We start from the raw sequence: 14,118 nt of genomic DNA, 5'->3' as shown, positions 1-14,118 counted from the left end.
TCCCGATATCCAGCTTCTTCTATTGCAATTTTGTGACGCTCTCCTTATTTAGACGGTGCGCTTGCTGCAGAGCACCCTTGTGGTCGGGTTCAAATGATGTCCCGAGCGCCGCTACATCCACATTTTGTCAAGAGCTGTTCGGATCCTTCACGGAAGGATGGTCGAGCGTTTTTGAGTTTGGTCTATCGAAGAGGAACACAGTCATGGATACCCTGAGCCTCCCACGTCCGGGCTGCTGCAAGTGGGCAGAAGGCGATACCGGCAATTACACCTTTCCGTGCTCGAATCGCGTTCAGCCCGGCGTTTCCTATTGCGACGAGCATAGCGCCATTGTCTACATCCCGCCGGAAGAGCGCCGCCGCAGCCGGTCTGGCAACAGCATTCCCATGACGTTCCGCCGCGCGGCCTAACCACTGGTGGCAAGACTTCAAACTGCTTAGAAATAAAAGCAGTATTGCGCCTTCGTTGCGCGACTTTGAAACCCGGCCTTTGGCCGGGTTTTTGTTTTGGGTAACCAGCGTTCAAATGCAAAAAAGCGGCCCGCCGGGCCGCTTTCAAACCGAGGTAAATCGGTCAAGTTGAGCCGATCAGGCGGCGTTCAGCGCCGCTGCAACATCCTTCAGCTGCGAAAGATGCATCTCGGCCTTCTGCTTGGCGTCATCGCCTTGGGCATCCGCTACGTCCTCTTCCGCATTCTTGATCTGCTGATCGAGATCCGAACGTTTGATCTCCGCGACCGGAATGGCGCGTTCGGCCAACACCGTCAAGCCTCCCGGCCCGGCGTCGGCAAAGCCACCGCGGACGAAATATTCGGTCCAGCCGCTGCTTTTACGGACCTTGAGGATCCCAGGCTTGATCGTGGACATGAACGGGCTGTGATTTTTCAAAACGCCGAATTCCCCAGAGGTTCCGGGTACGACAACCTCAAGAACCTCGTCGGACAGCAGCAAGCGTTCCGGGGAGACCAATTCGAATTTGAACAGTTCGGCCATCTGGCGTTTTCCCTGTCAGACATTCCATACGGCAGCGGGTTAGTCCGCCGGATCAGGTGGCGCGCATTTTTCCATGCGCGCCAGCTCATTCGCAATCAGGCGGCTTCCGCTGCCAGTCTCTGTGCTTTCTCGATCGCTTCATCCATGGAACCGACCATGTAGAAAGCGGCTTCCGGCAGGTGATCGTACTCGCCGGCGACAAGGCCCTTGAAGCCTTTGATGGTGTCTTCCAGAGCCACCAGCTTGCCGGGCGAGCCCGTGAAGACTTCCGCGACGAAGAACGGTTGAGACAAGAACCGCTCGATCTTCCGGGCGCGGGCCACGGTCAGCTTGTCCTCTTCGGACAACTCATCCATCCCGAGAATCGCGATGATGTCCTGAAGGGCCTTGTAGCGCTGCAGGGTTTCCTGAACCGAACGGGCCACTTGATAGTGCTCGTCGCCAATGATGCGCGGGTCGAGCATGCGCGATGTGGAGTCAAGCGGATCCACGGCCGGGTAGATGCCTTTTTCCGCGATGGAACGGTTCAAAACGGTCGTTGCATCCAGGTGGGCGAAGGTCGAAGCCGGCGCCGGGTCGGTCAAGTCGTCGGCCGGAACGTAGACGGCCTGAACGGACGTGATCGAACCCTTCGTGGTGGTTGTGATGCGTTCCTGCATCTGACCCATGTCGGTTGCCAGCGTCGGCTGATAGCCCACCGCCGACGGAATACGGCCAAGAAGCGCGGACACCTCGGAACCAGCCTGGGTGAAGCGGAAAATGTTGTCCACGAAGAACAGCACGTCCTGGCCCTGGTCGCGGAAGTGTTCCGCCACGGTCAAGCCGGTCAAGGCGACGCGGGCACGGGCCCCGGGAGGCTCGTTCATCTGGCCATACACCAGAGCGGCCTTGGACCCTTCGCCGCCGCCTTCCTTGTTCACGCCGGATTCAACCATTTCCCAGTAAAGGTCGTTGCCCTCACGGGTCCGCTCGCCAACGCCGGCAAACACGGAGTAACCGCCGTGCGCCTTGGCGACGTTGTTGATCAGTTCCATGATCAAAACGGTTTTGCCCACACCGGCACCGCCGAACAGACCGATCTTGCCGCCCTTTGCGTAAGGTGCGAGAAGGTCAACGACCTTGATGCCCGTGACGAGGATTTCGGCTTCGGTGGATTGCTCAATGAATGCTGGTGCTTCCTGGTGGATCCCGCGCCGGGTTTCGGCCTTGATCTCACCGGCGTCATCGACCGGTTCGCCGATCACGTTCATGATCCGGCCAAGAGTGCCTTCGCCAACCGGCACGGCGATCGGAGCACCGGTATCGACGACTTCCTGACCGCGAACCAGTCCTTCTGTTCCATCCATAGCGATGGTGCGAACCGTGTTTTCGCCGAGGTGTTGTGCGACCTCGAGAACCAGGCGCGTGCCCTGATTGTCTGTTTCAAGTGCGTTCAGGATCAGCGGCAGGTGGTCATCAAACTTGACGTCGACCACGGCGCCGATGACCTGGGTGATCCGTCCGACTTTTTTGTCAGCCATGTCCCTATCCTTGTCTCGATCCCGTCAGAGCGCTTCCGCGCCCGAGATAATTTCAATCAGTTCCTTGGTGATCTGTGCCTGGCGCTGGCGGTTGTAGCTGATCGTCAACTTGTCGATCATCTCGCCCGCGTTGCGCGTCGCGCTGTCCATGGCGCTCATGCGCGCACCTTGCTCGGATGCAGCATTTTCAAGCAATGCCCGGAACACTTGCACGGAAATATTGCGCGGCAACAGATCTTCGAGAATGTCACCTTCATCCGGCTCGTACTCATAGATCGCCGAGGCGTCAGCTTTTTCACCTTTTTCCGCCCCATCAAAATGAGCCGGGATGATTTGCTGGGCCGTTGGGATCTGGGAAATCACCGACCGGAATTCGGAATAAAACAGCGTGCAGACGTCAAACTCGCCATTTTCGAACATCGTAAGCACGTCGCGGCCGATATTATCGGCATGCGCGAAACCGACGCTTTTGACACCCTGCAGCTCAACCGTCTTGACGACATACTTGCCGAAATCGCGCTTGATCGCGTCGAACCCCTTCTTGCCGACGCACAAGATCTTGACGGTCTTGCCTTGCGAAATCAGGCTGCGCGCCCGCTCTTTCGCCAGCTTCGCGATGTTCGAGTTGAAGCCGCCGCACAATCCCCGCTCCGCGGTCGCGACGACGAGCAGGTGCACGTCGTCCTTCCCGGTCCCGGCCATTAGCTTTGGTGCATCGTCGCGGCCTTGATATTCGGCAGCAAGATTGGCCAGCACCTCGCCCATGCGCTCAGCATAGGGCCGGGCGGCCTCCGCTGCTTCCTGAGCGCGACGCAGCTTCGCCGCGGCCACCATTTGCATGGCCTTGGTGATCTTCTGCGTCGCTTTGACGGAAGCGATACGGTTTCGTAAGTCCTTCAGGCTCGGCATGGCCGCCCCTGCTCCTTATCCCGGCGTGAAACTTAGGCGAAGTTCTTGGAGAACTGATCGAGTGCTGCTTTCAGCTTGCCCGTCAGCTCATCGTCGAGCGCCTTCTTCTCCCAGATCGCGTCGAGAAGATCGGAATGTTCCCCGCGCAAGAAAAGAAGCAAACCCTGTTCGAACTGGCCAACCTTGTCGACCGGCACGGTGTCCAGATAGCCGTTCACGCCGGCATAGATAACCGCAACCTGCTCCTGGGTCTTCAGCGGCGAGAACTGCGGCTGCTTCAAAAGCTCGGTCAGGCGGGCGCCACGGTTCAGCAGCTTCTGGGTGGTCGCGTCGAGGTCGGAGCCGAACTGCGCGAAGGCCGCCATTTCACGGTACTGCGCCAGCTCGCCCTTGACCGGACCAGCCACCTGCTTCATCGCCTTGATCTGGGCGGAGGACCCCACACGCGACACCGAAAGACCCACGTTCACCGCCGGACGGATGCCCTGGTAGAAGAGATCCGTTTCCAGGAAGATCTGGCCATCGGTGATCGAGATCACGTTTGTCGGAATGAAGGCCGACACGTCGTTGCCCTGGGTCTCGATGACGGGAAGTGCCGTCAGAGAACCGGACCCATGGTCTTGGTTCAGCTTCGCCGCACGCTCGAGCAGGCGGGAGTGAAGATAGAACACGTCGCCCGGGAAAGCTTCACGTCCGGGCGGACGGCGCAGCAGCAGGGACATTTGACGATAGGCAACTGCTTGCTTGGACAGGTCATCGTATCCGATCACCGCATGCATGCCGTTGTCACGGAAATACTCACCCATCGCACAGCCGGAGAAGGGCGCCAGGAACTGCAGCGGAGCCGCATCGGAAGCTGTCGCCGCGATAACGATGGAGTATTCCAACGCGCCATTGTCTTCCAGAACCTTGACGAACTGCGCAACGGTCGACCGCTTTTGACCGACGGCCACGTAGATGCAGTAGAGCTTGTTGCCCTCATCGTTCGAAGCATGAAGCGGCTTCTGGTTCAAGAAGGTGTCCAGAATGATCGCGGTCTTGCCTGTCTGACGGTCGCCGATCACCAGCTCGCGCTGACCGCGCCCAACGGGGATCAAGGCATCAATCGCCTTCAGGCCGGTTGACATCGGCTCGTGCACGGACTTGCGCGGCAGAATGCCTGGCGCCTTGACGTCCACGCGTCGCATTTCAGCACCTTCGATCGGACCCTTGCCGTCGAGCGGGTTCCCAAGCGGGTCGACGACACGGCCCAGAAGACCCTTGCCGACCGGCACTTCCACGATGGCCCCGGTCCGCTTGACCGTATCGCCTTCCTTGATGTCCCGGTCGGACCCGAAGATAACGATCCCGACATTGTCGGTTTCCAGGTTCAAGGCCATGCCCTTGATCCCGCCGGGGAACTCGACCATTTCACCGGCCTGGACATTGTCCAGGCCGTAGACGCGGGCGATACCGTCACCGACCGAAAGTACCTGACCGACCTCGGAAACTTCGGCTTCCTGGCCGAAATTCTTGATCTGGTCCTTGAGGATGGCGGAAATTTCCGCGGCCCGAATATCCATCAGCCGACCTCTTTCATCGCGAACTTGAGTGAATTGAGCTTGGTGCGCAGGGACGCATCGATCATCCGGGAGCCGACCTTGACGACAAGGCCGCCAAGCAACTTGGGATCGACATGAGCTGCGACAGTTACGGTTTTACCCGTCGAAGCGGAGAGCGCTTCCTTGAGAGCCGCAACATGATCGTCGGATAGTGGGGAAGCCGAAATGACTTCCGCCGTTTGCTCTCCCCGCCGCTCGGCCACCTGGGCACGGAACGACGCGATCATGCTGGGAAGAACGAAGAGGCGGCGGTTTCTGGCGGCCAGCTTCATGAAATTCGCGGCAAGGCCGGATATGCCCGCCTTATCGAGAAGTGCGGAGATCGCGTTGAGCTGCTCCTCCGCGCTAAATACCGGGCTCTTCACGAGGCGGTTGAGATCCGCACTTTCCTTGAGGAGCGCCTCAAAGCCGAGCAGATCCCGTTCCACGCCGGCAGTCACGCCCTGTTCCTCAGCAAGGTCGAGGAGGGCGGATGCATATCGCTGGGCTACGCCGGATACGAGAGATACGTTGTCAGTCACCAGGTCCGAGCTCTCTGACGTCTTTCCCTGCCCGCAAGATAGCCTGTATCCGCAAGGCATTGAAATGTTGAATGAATTCAGGGTCAGAAGGTATGACGGTTAAACCGCTCCCCCAAAGCCGCGCTTCCATTAGCACAGGGTTTCACACTGTGCAACTTCACCAGAGTGCGCCTTTCGACGATTCCGGGCGATTTTTGGCAAAACCTACAGAAAGTGCTGCGGATCAACGTCGACCTGCAGTCTCAGACCTTTCACCGGACGCGGTGCCGCCGACAACCAGGCGCGAATGTACGCCTGTAGATCAAACCGGCGCGGGGCGAGAGCCAGAAGCCTGTATCGATGCCGTCCACGCACCATGGCGAGTGCCGCCTCCGCCGGGCCCAGAATGGTCAGATCCTGCGCGGGGGGCGCCGAACGCAGCACCGCCCGGGCATAGGCTTCGGCAAGCCCCTTGTCCGGCCCGGAAACCACAATCGCGACGAGCCGGCCGAAGGGGGGCAGCCCCGCCGCCCTGCGGGCGTCGATCTCGGCCGCATAAAACGCATCGCGATCGGCACTCAACAGCGCGCGAATGACAGGCTGGTCCGGCGCGTAGGTTTGCAGAAACCCCCGACCGCCCCCGGTCACGCGCCCCGCGCGGCCCGTGACCTGGGCGAGCAGTTGGAATGTTTTTTCTGCCGCCCGTGGATCGCCGTGGGCCAGTCCGAGGTCGGCGTCAATGACCCCGACCAGCTTCATTTTGGGAAAATTGTGCCCTTTGGCCACCAGTTGCGTGCCGATCACAATGTCCGCGCCGCCCTCCTCCACGATCTTCATTTCGCGCCGAAGCCGGTCAGGACCCCCTTGAATGTCCGAGGACAGGACCAGAGTTCGTGCCTGCGGAAAGAGATCCGCTACCTCTTCGGCAACCCGTTCGACCCCCGGCCCGCAGGCCGCGAGCGTGTCCTTGGAGCTACAAGAGGGGCAGGTGTCGGGGACCTTTTCAAAATGGCCGCAATGATGACAGACGAGACGTTTTTGAAACCGGTGCTCGACCAGCCACGCGCTGCAATGCGGGCACTGAAAGCGGTGTCCACATGTTCTGCACAGGGTCAGCGGGGCATAGCCGCGCCGGTTAAGGAACAGGAGGGTTTGGTCACCCTCAGCGAAAACGTGCCGGATGGCCGACAGAAGCGCCGGGGCGATCCAGCGGCCGCGTTCCGGGCCCTCCACGCGCATGTCGATGGCCTGCAGGTCCGGCAGGGCCGCACCCGAGGCGCGGTCGGGCAAGAGGAAGCGCAGATACCTGCCCTGATCGGCATTCACCCGGCTTTCGATTGACGGGGTTGCCGAGGCCAGAACCACCGGGAACCCGGAAAGATGACCGCGCACCACCGCCATGTCCCGCGCACTGTAGGATACCCGGTCGTCCTGCTTGAAGGCCGTATCGTGCTCTTCATCGACAACAATCAGTCCGAGATCCAGAAAGGGCAGAAACAATGAAGAGCGGGCACCGATCACCACGCGGACCTCGCCATTGGCAACGCCGCGCCAGACGCGCACACGGGTTTTCGGCGTGATTTCCGAATGCCATTCGGCGGGATATGTCCCGAATCGCTGTTCAAAGCGGCGCAGGAACTGCTCGGTCAGAGCAATTTCGGGCACAAGCACCAATGCCTGCTTGCCGCGCCTCAAGGCTTCGGCGATCGCTTCGAAATAGACCTCGGTCTTGCCCGAGCCGGTGACGCCGTCGATCAAGGAGACCGATGGGCCCTTCTCGAAACACCCGCAAATGCCGTCCGCGGCGACTTGCTGCGCGGGCGTCAGAGCCACCCTGGAGTAATCGATTTGCGGCTGAGGCGGCGGCGGTGCGGCAGGCATCTCAATGACCTCAAGCACCTCCTGCGCCAGCAGACCGTCAATCACCGACGCGCTGACACCCGCAGCATGGGCGAGCCCGGTCTTCGTCCAGGCAAGCCCGTCGCCCAAAATATCGAGAACCCGCGCCCGGGCGGGTGTTTTGCGATCCGGCTGCCGGCCGGAAACCCAGCGCACACCGGCAACCGGCGCTTCGGGTTCAAGTGCCTCTTCGGACCGCAGGACCATGCGGAGCACCATACCGGGCGGCGCGAGCGTCCAATTGGCCACCCAGTCCACAAAGCGCCTGAGGTCGGCATCGATCGGACGCGCATGGGTGTAAACCCGCGAGATGTATTTCAGTTTCTTCGGATCGATGCCGGTGTCGGGCTCCACATCCCAGACGGCCCCCAGGACCTCGCGCGATCCGAGCGGAACCTTGACGATTGTGCCCGGCACGACGGTCTCACCGGCAGGCACCCGGTAGGTGTAGGCTCCAGGAACGGCAACCGGAACCAAAACACTCGCGATGGTGTCGGCTGGGCCGAGAAGGTCGTTAAACGCCACGGATAAAGCCCATCCCGCGTCTACGCGCCGGTAACCGAGAAAGTCTTTGAGGTACGCACATCAAAATGCACCCGCCATTGCGAATCGGGGTTCTTCTATGGGCCATCCTAAGGTAAAGAGGCCGCCAGACAGGAGTCATTCGCGCAATCAGACGCGTTTGCATGTTTACCGCGCGCAGCCGCGCGCCTCATGGAGCGTGAGATATGAAATTTTTTGTCGACACAGCCGACACAGCCGAAATCGAGGAACTGGCCGCCACGGGACTTCTTGACGGTGTGACGACCAATCCATCCCTGATCGCCAAGTCAGGCCGCCAATTCAAGGATGTCATCAAGGAAATCTGTGAGATCACGGACGGTGACGTTTCCGCCGAAGTCGCTGCGACCGATTTCGACACCATGATCCGTGAGGCCCATGTGCTGCGCGCGCTGGCGGAGAATGTCGTCATCAAGCTTCCGCTCACCTTTGATGGCCTGAAAGCCTGCAAGCAACTGACGGAAGAGGGCACCAAGACCAATGTCACCCTGTGCTTTTCCGCCAATCAGGCCCTGCTCGCTGCCAAGGCCGGGGCAACCTATATCTCGCCCTTCATCGGCCGCCTGGACGACATTCACCTGGACGGTCTTGAGCTCATTCGCGAAATCCGGGTGATCTACGACAATTACGGGTTCGACACGGAGATCCTCGCGGCCTCGATCCGCACAGCGAATCACGTTCGCGAATGCGCCATTATCGGAGCGGATGTCGCGACCGTGCCCCCGGCGACCCTCAAAGGCCTGATCAAGCATCCGCTCACAGACAAGGGCCTGGATGCCTTCCTTGCGGACTGGGCGAAGACTGGCCAGAGCATTCTGTAAGCGCCTCGCGTACCCGCTCATGGCCCGGCAGCATTGCCGGGCTTTTCGTGACCCGGCCCGATCCCGTTAACCCGTCTGAGGCGTTTCAACGGGAAGATGAAGGCCATGGGACACTCTGATTCGGACCATCTGCTGGTCCACGCCAAACCGGACCTGAACGCTGTGATCGGCGACTGGCTCGACCACTTGTCCGACGAGCGGCGGCTCGCCGACAAAACGCTCCTGGCGTACGAGCGGGATGTGCGCCAGTTTCTGCGGTTCCTGGCCGATCACTTCGGAGAACCGCCCGGGGTGAAAGACCTTGGAAACCTCCGGCCCGCCGATTTCCGGGGCTTTCTGGCCAGACGCAGGCAAGACGCAAAAGCCGGAAACCGGTCTCTTGCGCGCAATCTGTCCGGATTGCGCTCGCTGCTTCGGTTCCTGGAACGCAAAGGCGATATCGATGCCACCGCTTCCGGTGCTGTCCGCCCGCCCCGCCTTGCCTCAACCCTTCCAAAGCCGCTGTCGATCCCCGACGCGGAAGAGGTGATCTCCGGCGATCTTTCCCTTGAACGCGAACCGTGGATCGAGGCGCGCAATGCCGCCGTCTTGACACTTCTCTATGCGTGCGGGTTGCGGTTGTCCGAAGCGCTGTCCTTGACCGGCAAAACGGCCCCAAGGGCCGGCTCTAAAACGCTGCGGATCCGGGGCAAGGGCGGCAAGGAGCGGCTGGTCCCGATCCTCCCGGTGGTTGTCGAAGCCGTGGAAGCGTATCTCGCGCGATGCCCTTACGCCGTCACGCCGGAGGGGCCCCTCTTCCTGGGCGCGCGCGGCGGCCCGCTCAACCCCCGGCTCGTCCAAGGCGCCATGCAGAAAATGCGGTCCGCGCTAGGCTTGCCGAAAAGCGCCACTCCGCACGCGCTGAGACATTCATTCGCGACACATCTGCTCGCCGGCGGCGGAGACCTGCGCACCATTCAGGAGTTGCTGGGCCATGCAAGCTTGTCCAGCACGCAGATCTACACCCAGATCGACAGTTCCGCCCTGCTGAAAGCCTACGATCAGGCCCACCCAAGAGCCCGCAGCGGTTCCTGATGCAGCTTTTTTCGCCTTTTCCACGCCCCGGGGGTGCAATTTGCGCGGAACCTGCTAGGGTTCCAGCATTCCATTGTCATGGATGAAGTGTTCACCCAGCGGCGCGCCGTTCCTTGGGATCAGGCCTGCGCTAACTCAAGTCAGGAGATATCTTGCAAGTTCTTGTACGCGATAACAATGTCGACCAAGCCCTCCGCGTTTTGAAGAAGAAACTGCAGCGCGAAGGCGTCTTCCGTGAAATGAAAACCCGCCGCGCTTTCGAAAAGCCTTCTGAAAAACGCGCCCGCGAAAAAGCGGAAGCCGTGCGCCGCGCCCGCAAAGCAGCGCGCAAACTGGCTCAACGCGAAGGCCTTCTGAAAAAGCGCTAGGACATGGCTTGGAGTGGCTGTCGGAACCTGGCAGCCGCGTGCCCTTTGGCGCTAGGCAACTCCCTCGCTTTCCCAGGACCGGCCTCGGCTTCCTTAACACGAGGTTTACAATGATCGCCTACCCTCCGACGGGTGGAGGTCATCTGATGCGCGTTGCCGTCCTTCTTGCCATGATCATGCTTTCAGCGGCTTTGTCACCGGTGATCGCCCAAGAGCGGATCTATTGCCCCCTGCCGGAGCACGGCACCTGGGTCAACCGGTATGCCGAGCCCAAGCAAATCACGCGTGTCGAGGTGGAAACGAAGTGCGTCGACAACCGGGTCGAAGCCCGGATCCGCGCTTTCACCAGTTGCATTCCCCGGGACTGCAAATGGGGCTGGACCGAGGCAACCTTGCGCGACGACGGTAGCCTCTCGGTGAATCTGATCGGTTTCCTGCGCACCAAAGTGCTGACCGTGCGGGCCTTCGGTGACATGCTGGATGTTCAAGAAGTGGACGTCCCGCATGACGAGGAATTGCCCGCGACCAAACAGGTCTACAACCTCGAGCGCAAATAGCCCCGGGATTTGCCTCTTTTTTCGACTTGCCACATCAGGGAAACACCTTACCTTAGGTCATACTGCACTATGGTGTGCAGCTTGCCGATGAGGAGGCGTGCATGCGTGTTCTTTCCTTGACCCTCGCCGTTTTGGCCAGCTCGGCCTTTGCCATTGTTCCGGCCAGCGCCTGCAGCTGGGGTAAAACCGCATCCAAAGACAAGATGACGGTTGCCGAGATACCGACCGTGAAGGATGGCGATGTCGCCGTCGCCACAAACGATCTGTCGGACGCGCTCATCAAGTCGATGACCGACACGAAGAAGCCAATCGAGACACCGGCAGCCGACTGAACCACAGTCCGGCCCGATAGCCTCAGCCGCCCGACACGCCAAGACCGGGAGCCGGGCGGTATTTTTATAGATCTGTGTTTGGACTGTGGACCTGCGGCCGAATTGTGTGATGGCGGGGCGGTATGACTGGCGCCTCAACCGGGGCATGATTGGCCGACGTGCCACGATACTCAAAGACGGCCTGCACCAGGATTTGCCACGCAGAATTCAGGAACAGAGCCGACATCAGGCCGGCGACAATCAAATCTGGCCACGCGGCCGCCGTGCCCCAGACACCAAGGGCCGCCAACATCACCGCAACATTGCCGACGGCATCATTGCGCGAACACAACCATACGGATCGCACATTGGCATCGCCATCCTTGTAGCGCACCAGAAGAAGAACGCTGCCCAGGTTCACCGCCAGTGCCAGCAGACCGATCGCGCCCATGATTTCCGCCTTTGGGGTCCCCAGAACCAGGACCTGATAGACGGTTGATCCGCCCACCCAGAGCCCCATGAGCAACAGACTGCCGCCCTTGAAGAGGGCCGCAGCCGCCCGGGTTCGGATCGACGCGCCGATAACCGCCAGCGAGATCGCGTAGGTCACCGCATCCCCGAAGAAATCGAGGGCATCGGCCTGAAGCGCCTGGGAACGGGCGGCATGACCGGCAATCATTTCGACCAGGAACATGGTCGCGTTCAGCACGATGACCACCCATAACCGGCGCTTGTAGTCGCGCGACATGCCATCGAATCTCGCATTGGATCCGCAACACCCTGCCATGGTTTTTCTCCTTGCTTGACAAGACCTGACCCTGTCTAATCCCTCTAGTGACTAGAGGTTCAAGAGGGCCATGACTTTTTCAATCGGAGAACTGTCGAAACGGGCCGGAGTGAAGGTGCCGACAATCCGCTATTATGAAAGGGAGGGCCTGATCGAAGAACCGGTGCGCACCGGGGGCAACCAGCGGCGCTATTCAATAAGCGACCTCGAACGGCTGAGTTTTCTCAGGCATTGCCGGGATCTGGGCCTGCCGATGAACGCCATCCGGGAGCTAATCGATCTCAGCCAGCACCCTGACAGGCCCTGCGGTGACGCCAACCGGATAGCAACCGAGCAATTGTCCGCCGTAAGGGCCCGGATCGCCCACCTCAGGCAGCTCGAAACAGAGTTGGAGCGGATCGTATTGAGTTGTTCGGGCGATCATGCGGTTGCGGACTGTAATGTCCTGAAGGCGTTCGCGGACCATGCCATGTGCCAGGGCGAGCACTGAACCGGACGGGACCCTGGTTCCCGCCAGACGATGGGCCTGGTGCCAGAAACGCTGCCCGCATTCGAAAGCCGGGCACCAAGCCCGGCGATGTCTTTTCGAATTCCGCCCCGTTGATCCCCGGCCACTGAGGAAGCGATCCACTTGGGGCGGGAAACCCGTTCCGACAGAACGCCCGCCGCTCTAATTGTAGATCGATGCCAAATGACCCGCGATAACCGCTTTGAGTTCAAGGCCTTTGACCTCCTTGAAGGCAAGATCGGTCGTTCCAAGATAGGCGGTCTGGTTTTTGGCTGTCCACGCGTTCACGGCGAGCCGGTAGGTTCTGGACGGGTCCAGTCGGACATCGGCCACATGAACATAGTCGCCGGTTCGCCCCTCCAGGGTTTGCGCGGTGAACTGATTGGCCCGCAACAGGATTTCTGCAAGCCGGTCGCCGGAAACATCTGCAACCATCAACCCGCCGCCAAACCGAACAAAGGCATCGAAATCGAACCGGGTTAGCGCGCCGGCGGCAAGGGGAGCGCCGAACGTCGTGTGCCCGATCATGGCGACATCCGCGCCGGTCGCCAAACGCATGGCGTCCGTTGCGACGAGAATCGAGTCATGCGTGCTCAGCGACTGAGGAATATGGGCGATGACTTCCTTGTCCGCGTCCGTCAGGTGCATCGCCTTTTGGGTCTCGATCAAAGCGGCAAGTTCGGCGTCTCCGCCTTCGGATGGATCGATGCTCTGGGCCCGATAGGCCGCACGGGTTCCCTCCGCCGATTTGGTCAAGGATACAATGCCCAGATAAGCCCCCCAGCTGCCACCGTGGAAATAGAGCTTTCCGTTGTGATCGATATCGAATCTCAAATGATCATGGGCCCCTTGCACCACTGCGCCCTCGGGCAAGCCGTCGATATAGCCTTTGTCCGCGGCCAAACCGGCGTGGCTCATCGCGATCGCCAAATCGGCGCCGGCGGATGTGTCGTCGAACGCGTCCTTGACGAACTGGGCCGTATCGAGAAACGTGAGAGTGTCGCGAACAGGCTCGCGGTACACAAAGGGATTGGTTGCGGCAAGACCGAGGACAGAAACGTCGAGCCCGGCCAGCCCGAGCCGGGTGCTGACGGGGGCAAAGAATTGACCGGTGCGGCGGTCGATCAGATTTGAAATCACCTGGACACCGGTCCGGTCGGCCCTTTCAAGAAAGAGCGTCACGTCATCGAGGATCGCGGTTTCATGGTTGCCAAGATTCAGGACCACCGGCATTTGGGCTGCCAGGGCCGCGAGAAAGGCCCAGTCGGCCGCTCCGTTCGAACGCTGGCAAACCACATTGCCCCGCTCGAACACATCGCCATTCAGCAAGAGGGCGCACGGGACTCCAGCCTCAGCTTTCAAGGTGCCGATTGTTTTCAGCAAATTCGGGAGACGGGCATAAGGCGCGTGCAAATCGGAAATCGTGAACAACAGAGCGTCGGCCGGAGACCGCTGGGTGGATTGGGCCCATGCCGGTGAGCCGGCACTTGCCAAGATGGCCGCACCGGCCTTGAGCACCAGCCTGCGATCCAGAACAAAAAGCGGCTTGGACATGCTGAGTTCCCCTCGATTGAGAAATTAGGCTCCGGTTTTCGAAACCTGACATTTACATTTTATCAATAAATCGTTGACGTTTTTGTGACCCTTCGAGTTGCCTTCCGTTGCGCTGCCCGTTCTGCGCGTTTCCGCAGCTCCGTCCGCGTCCACCGC

General features: G+C 60.4%; 15 protein-coding genes. 7 read left to right on the top strand and 8 right to left on the bottom strand.

Annotated elements, in window-relative coordinates; genetic code table 11:
• The first annotated feature begins 203 nt into the window (after positions 1-203).
• Entirely contained in the window at positions 204-410 is a 207-nt protein-coding gene (locus F0184_RS09630) for a hypothetical protein (RefSeq protein WP_150495972.1), read from the top strand.
• 177 nt (positions 411-587) lie between these two features.
• Here F0184_RS09630 and F0184_RS09625 read toward each other — a convergent pair whose 3' ends face one another.
• The 6 genes from F0184_RS09625 to F0184_RS09600 all read right to left on the bottom strand — a co-directional run bounded on the left by F0184_RS09625 (position 588) and on the right by F0184_RS09600 (position 7,946).
• Positions 588-992: a F0F1 ATP synthase subunit epsilon gene (locus F0184_RS09625; protein ID WP_150495971.1), complete on the bottom strand. Its 405-nt coding sequence runs from the start codon at positions 990-992 to the stop codon at positions 588-590.
• 95 nt (positions 993-1,087) lie between these two features.
• Positions 1,088-2,512 (bottom strand): F0F1 ATP synthase subunit beta, encoded by a 1,425-nt coding sequence (gene atpD, locus F0184_RS09620; protein WP_150495970.1) that lies wholly within the window; start codon positions 2,510-2,512, stop codon positions 1,088-1,090.
• Positions 2,513-2,536: 24 nt separating this feature from the next.
• Complete coding sequence (locus F0184_RS09615; protein WP_150495969.1) at positions 2,537-3,421, bottom strand: F0F1 ATP synthase subunit gamma; 885 nt, start codon at positions 3,419-3,421, stop codon at positions 2,537-2,539.
• A gap of 32 nt (positions 3,422-3,453) precedes the next feature.
• Complete coding sequence (gene atpA, locus F0184_RS09610; RefSeq protein WP_150495968.1) at positions 3,454-4,983, bottom strand: F0F1 ATP synthase subunit alpha; 1,530 nt, start codon at positions 4,981-4,983, stop codon at positions 3,454-3,456.
• The gene (locus tag F0184_RS09605) at positions 4,983-5,603 is read right to left on the bottom strand and encodes a F0F1 ATP synthase subunit delta (RefSeq protein WP_150495967.1); all 621 of its coding nucleotides are present in this window, start codon (positions 5,601-5,603) and stop codon (positions 4,983-4,985) included. The genes atpA and F0184_RS09605 overlap by 1 nt, the downstream gene beginning before the upstream one ends.
• 144 nt (positions 5,604-5,747) lie before the next feature.
• Entirely contained in the window at positions 5,748-7,946 is a 2,199-nt protein-coding gene (locus F0184_RS09600; RefSeq protein WP_150495966.1) for a primosomal protein N', read from the bottom strand.
• A gap of 203 nt (positions 7,947-8,149) precedes the next feature.
• On the opposite strand from F0184_RS09600, the gene fsa reads away from it, so the two are divergent.
• From fsa to F0184_RS09575, 5 genes are all read left to right on the top strand, one after another.
• Positions 8,150-8,803: a fructose-6-phosphate aldolase gene (fsa, locus tag F0184_RS09595; protein ID WP_150495965.1), complete on the top strand. Its 654-nt coding sequence runs from the start codon at positions 8,150-8,152 to the stop codon at positions 8,801-8,803.
• A gap of 105 nt (positions 8,804-8,908) precedes the next feature.
• Positions 8,909-9,877, top strand: a complete 969-nt coding sequence (locus F0184_RS09590; protein ID WP_150495964.1) for a tyrosine recombinase XerC — start codon at positions 8,909-8,911, stop codon at positions 9,875-9,877.
• 152 nt (positions 9,878-10,029) lie between these two features.
• Entirely contained in the window at positions 10,030-10,245 is a 216-nt protein-coding gene (gene rpsU / locus F0184_RS09585; RefSeq protein WP_150495963.1) for a 30S ribosomal protein S21, read from the top strand.
• Between the two features lie 146 nt (positions 10,246-10,391).
• Complete coding sequence (locus F0184_RS09580) at positions 10,392-10,802, top strand: serine/threonine protein kinase (protein WP_150495962.1); 411 nt, start codon at positions 10,392-10,394, stop codon at positions 10,800-10,802.
• 101 nt (positions 10,803-10,903) lie between these two features.
• Complete coding sequence (locus F0184_RS09575) at positions 10,904-11,134, top strand: hypothetical protein (protein ID WP_150495961.1); 231 nt, start codon at positions 10,904-10,906, stop codon at positions 11,132-11,134.
• A gap of 64 nt (positions 11,135-11,198) precedes the next feature.
• Here F0184_RS09575 and F0184_RS09570 read toward each other — a convergent pair whose 3' ends face one another.
• The gene (locus F0184_RS09570; RefSeq protein WP_150495960.1) at positions 11,199-11,900 is read right to left on the bottom strand and encodes a cation efflux transmembrane domain-containing protein; all 702 of its coding nucleotides are present in this window, start codon (positions 11,898-11,900) and stop codon (positions 11,199-11,201) included.
• A gap of 70 nt (positions 11,901-11,970) precedes the next feature.
• Here F0184_RS09570 and F0184_RS09565 point away from each other — a divergent pair, with 70 nt between their 5' ends.
• Entirely contained in the window at positions 11,971-12,390 is a 420-nt protein-coding gene (locus F0184_RS09565; RefSeq protein WP_150495959.1) for a MerR family transcriptional regulator, read from the top strand.
• A 180-nt stretch (positions 12,391-12,570) separates the two neighbouring features.
• Here the strand turns inward: F0184_RS09565 and F0184_RS09560 are convergent, their stop codons facing one another.
• Positions 12,571-13,962 (bottom strand): 5'-nucleotidase C-terminal domain-containing protein, encoded by a 1,392-nt coding sequence (locus tag F0184_RS09560; RefSeq protein ID WP_150495958.1) that lies wholly within the window; start codon positions 13,960-13,962, stop codon positions 12,571-12,573.
• Positions 13,963-14,118: the final 156 nt, after the last annotated feature.

Source organism: Roseibium aquae (genome assembly GCF_008711285.1).
In the GTDB taxonomy this organism is placed as follows: Bacteria; Pseudomonadota; Alphaproteobacteria; order Rhizobiales; family Stappiaceae; genus Roseibium; species Roseibium aquae.
Note: the sequence above shows the minus strand (reverse complement) of the source record. Positions and strands in the feature narration are given on the sequence as shown.

Coding starts and splice junctions, on each gene's coding strand:
- F0184_RS09630 (WP_150495972.1), top strand. CDS start 204: ATGGATACCCTGAGCCTCCCACGTCCGGGCTGCTGCAAGTGGGCAGAA.
- F0184_RS09625 (WP_150495971.1), bottom strand. CDS start 992: ATGGCCGAACTGTTCAAATTCGAATTGGTCTCCCCGGAACGCTTGCTG.
- atpD (WP_150495970.1), bottom strand. CDS start 2,512: ATGGCTGACAAAAAAGTCGGACGGATCACCCAGGTCATCGGCGCCGTG.
- F0184_RS09615 (WP_150495969.1), bottom strand. CDS start 3,421: ATGCCGAGCCTGAAGGACTTACGAAACCGTATCGCTTCCGTCAAAGCG.
- atpA (WP_150495968.1), bottom strand. CDS start 4,983: ATGGATATTCGGGCCGCGGAAATTTCCGCCATCCTCAAGGACCAGATC.
- F0184_RS09605 (WP_150495967.1), bottom strand. CDS start 5,603: ATGCCTTGCGGATACAGGCTATCTTGCGGGCAGGGAAAGACGTCAGAG.
- fsa (WP_150495965.1), top strand. CDS start 8,150: ATGAAATTTTTTGTCGACACAGCCGACACAGCCGAAATCGAGGAACTG.
- F0184_RS09590 (WP_150495964.1), top strand. CDS start 8,909: ATGGGACACTCTGATTCGGACCATCTGCTGGTCCACGCCAAACCGGAC.
- F0184_RS09580 (WP_150495962.1), top strand. CDS start 10,392: ATGCGCGTTGCCGTCCTTCTTGCCATGATCATGCTTTCAGCGGCTTTG.
- F0184_RS09575 (WP_150495961.1), top strand. CDS start 10,904: ATGCGTGTTCTTTCCTTGACCCTCGCCGTTTTGGCCAGCTCGGCCTTT.
- F0184_RS09570 (WP_150495960.1), bottom strand. CDS start 11,900: ATGGCAGGGTGTTGCGGATCCAATGCGAGATTCGATGGCATGTCGCGC.
- F0184_RS09565 (WP_150495959.1), top strand. CDS start 11,971: ATGACTTTTTCAATCGGAGAACTGTCGAAACGGGCCGGAGTGAAGGTG.
- F0184_RS09560 (WP_150495958.1), bottom strand. CDS start 13,962: ATGTCCAAGCCGCTTTTTGTTCTGGATCGCAGGCTGGTGCTCAAGGCC.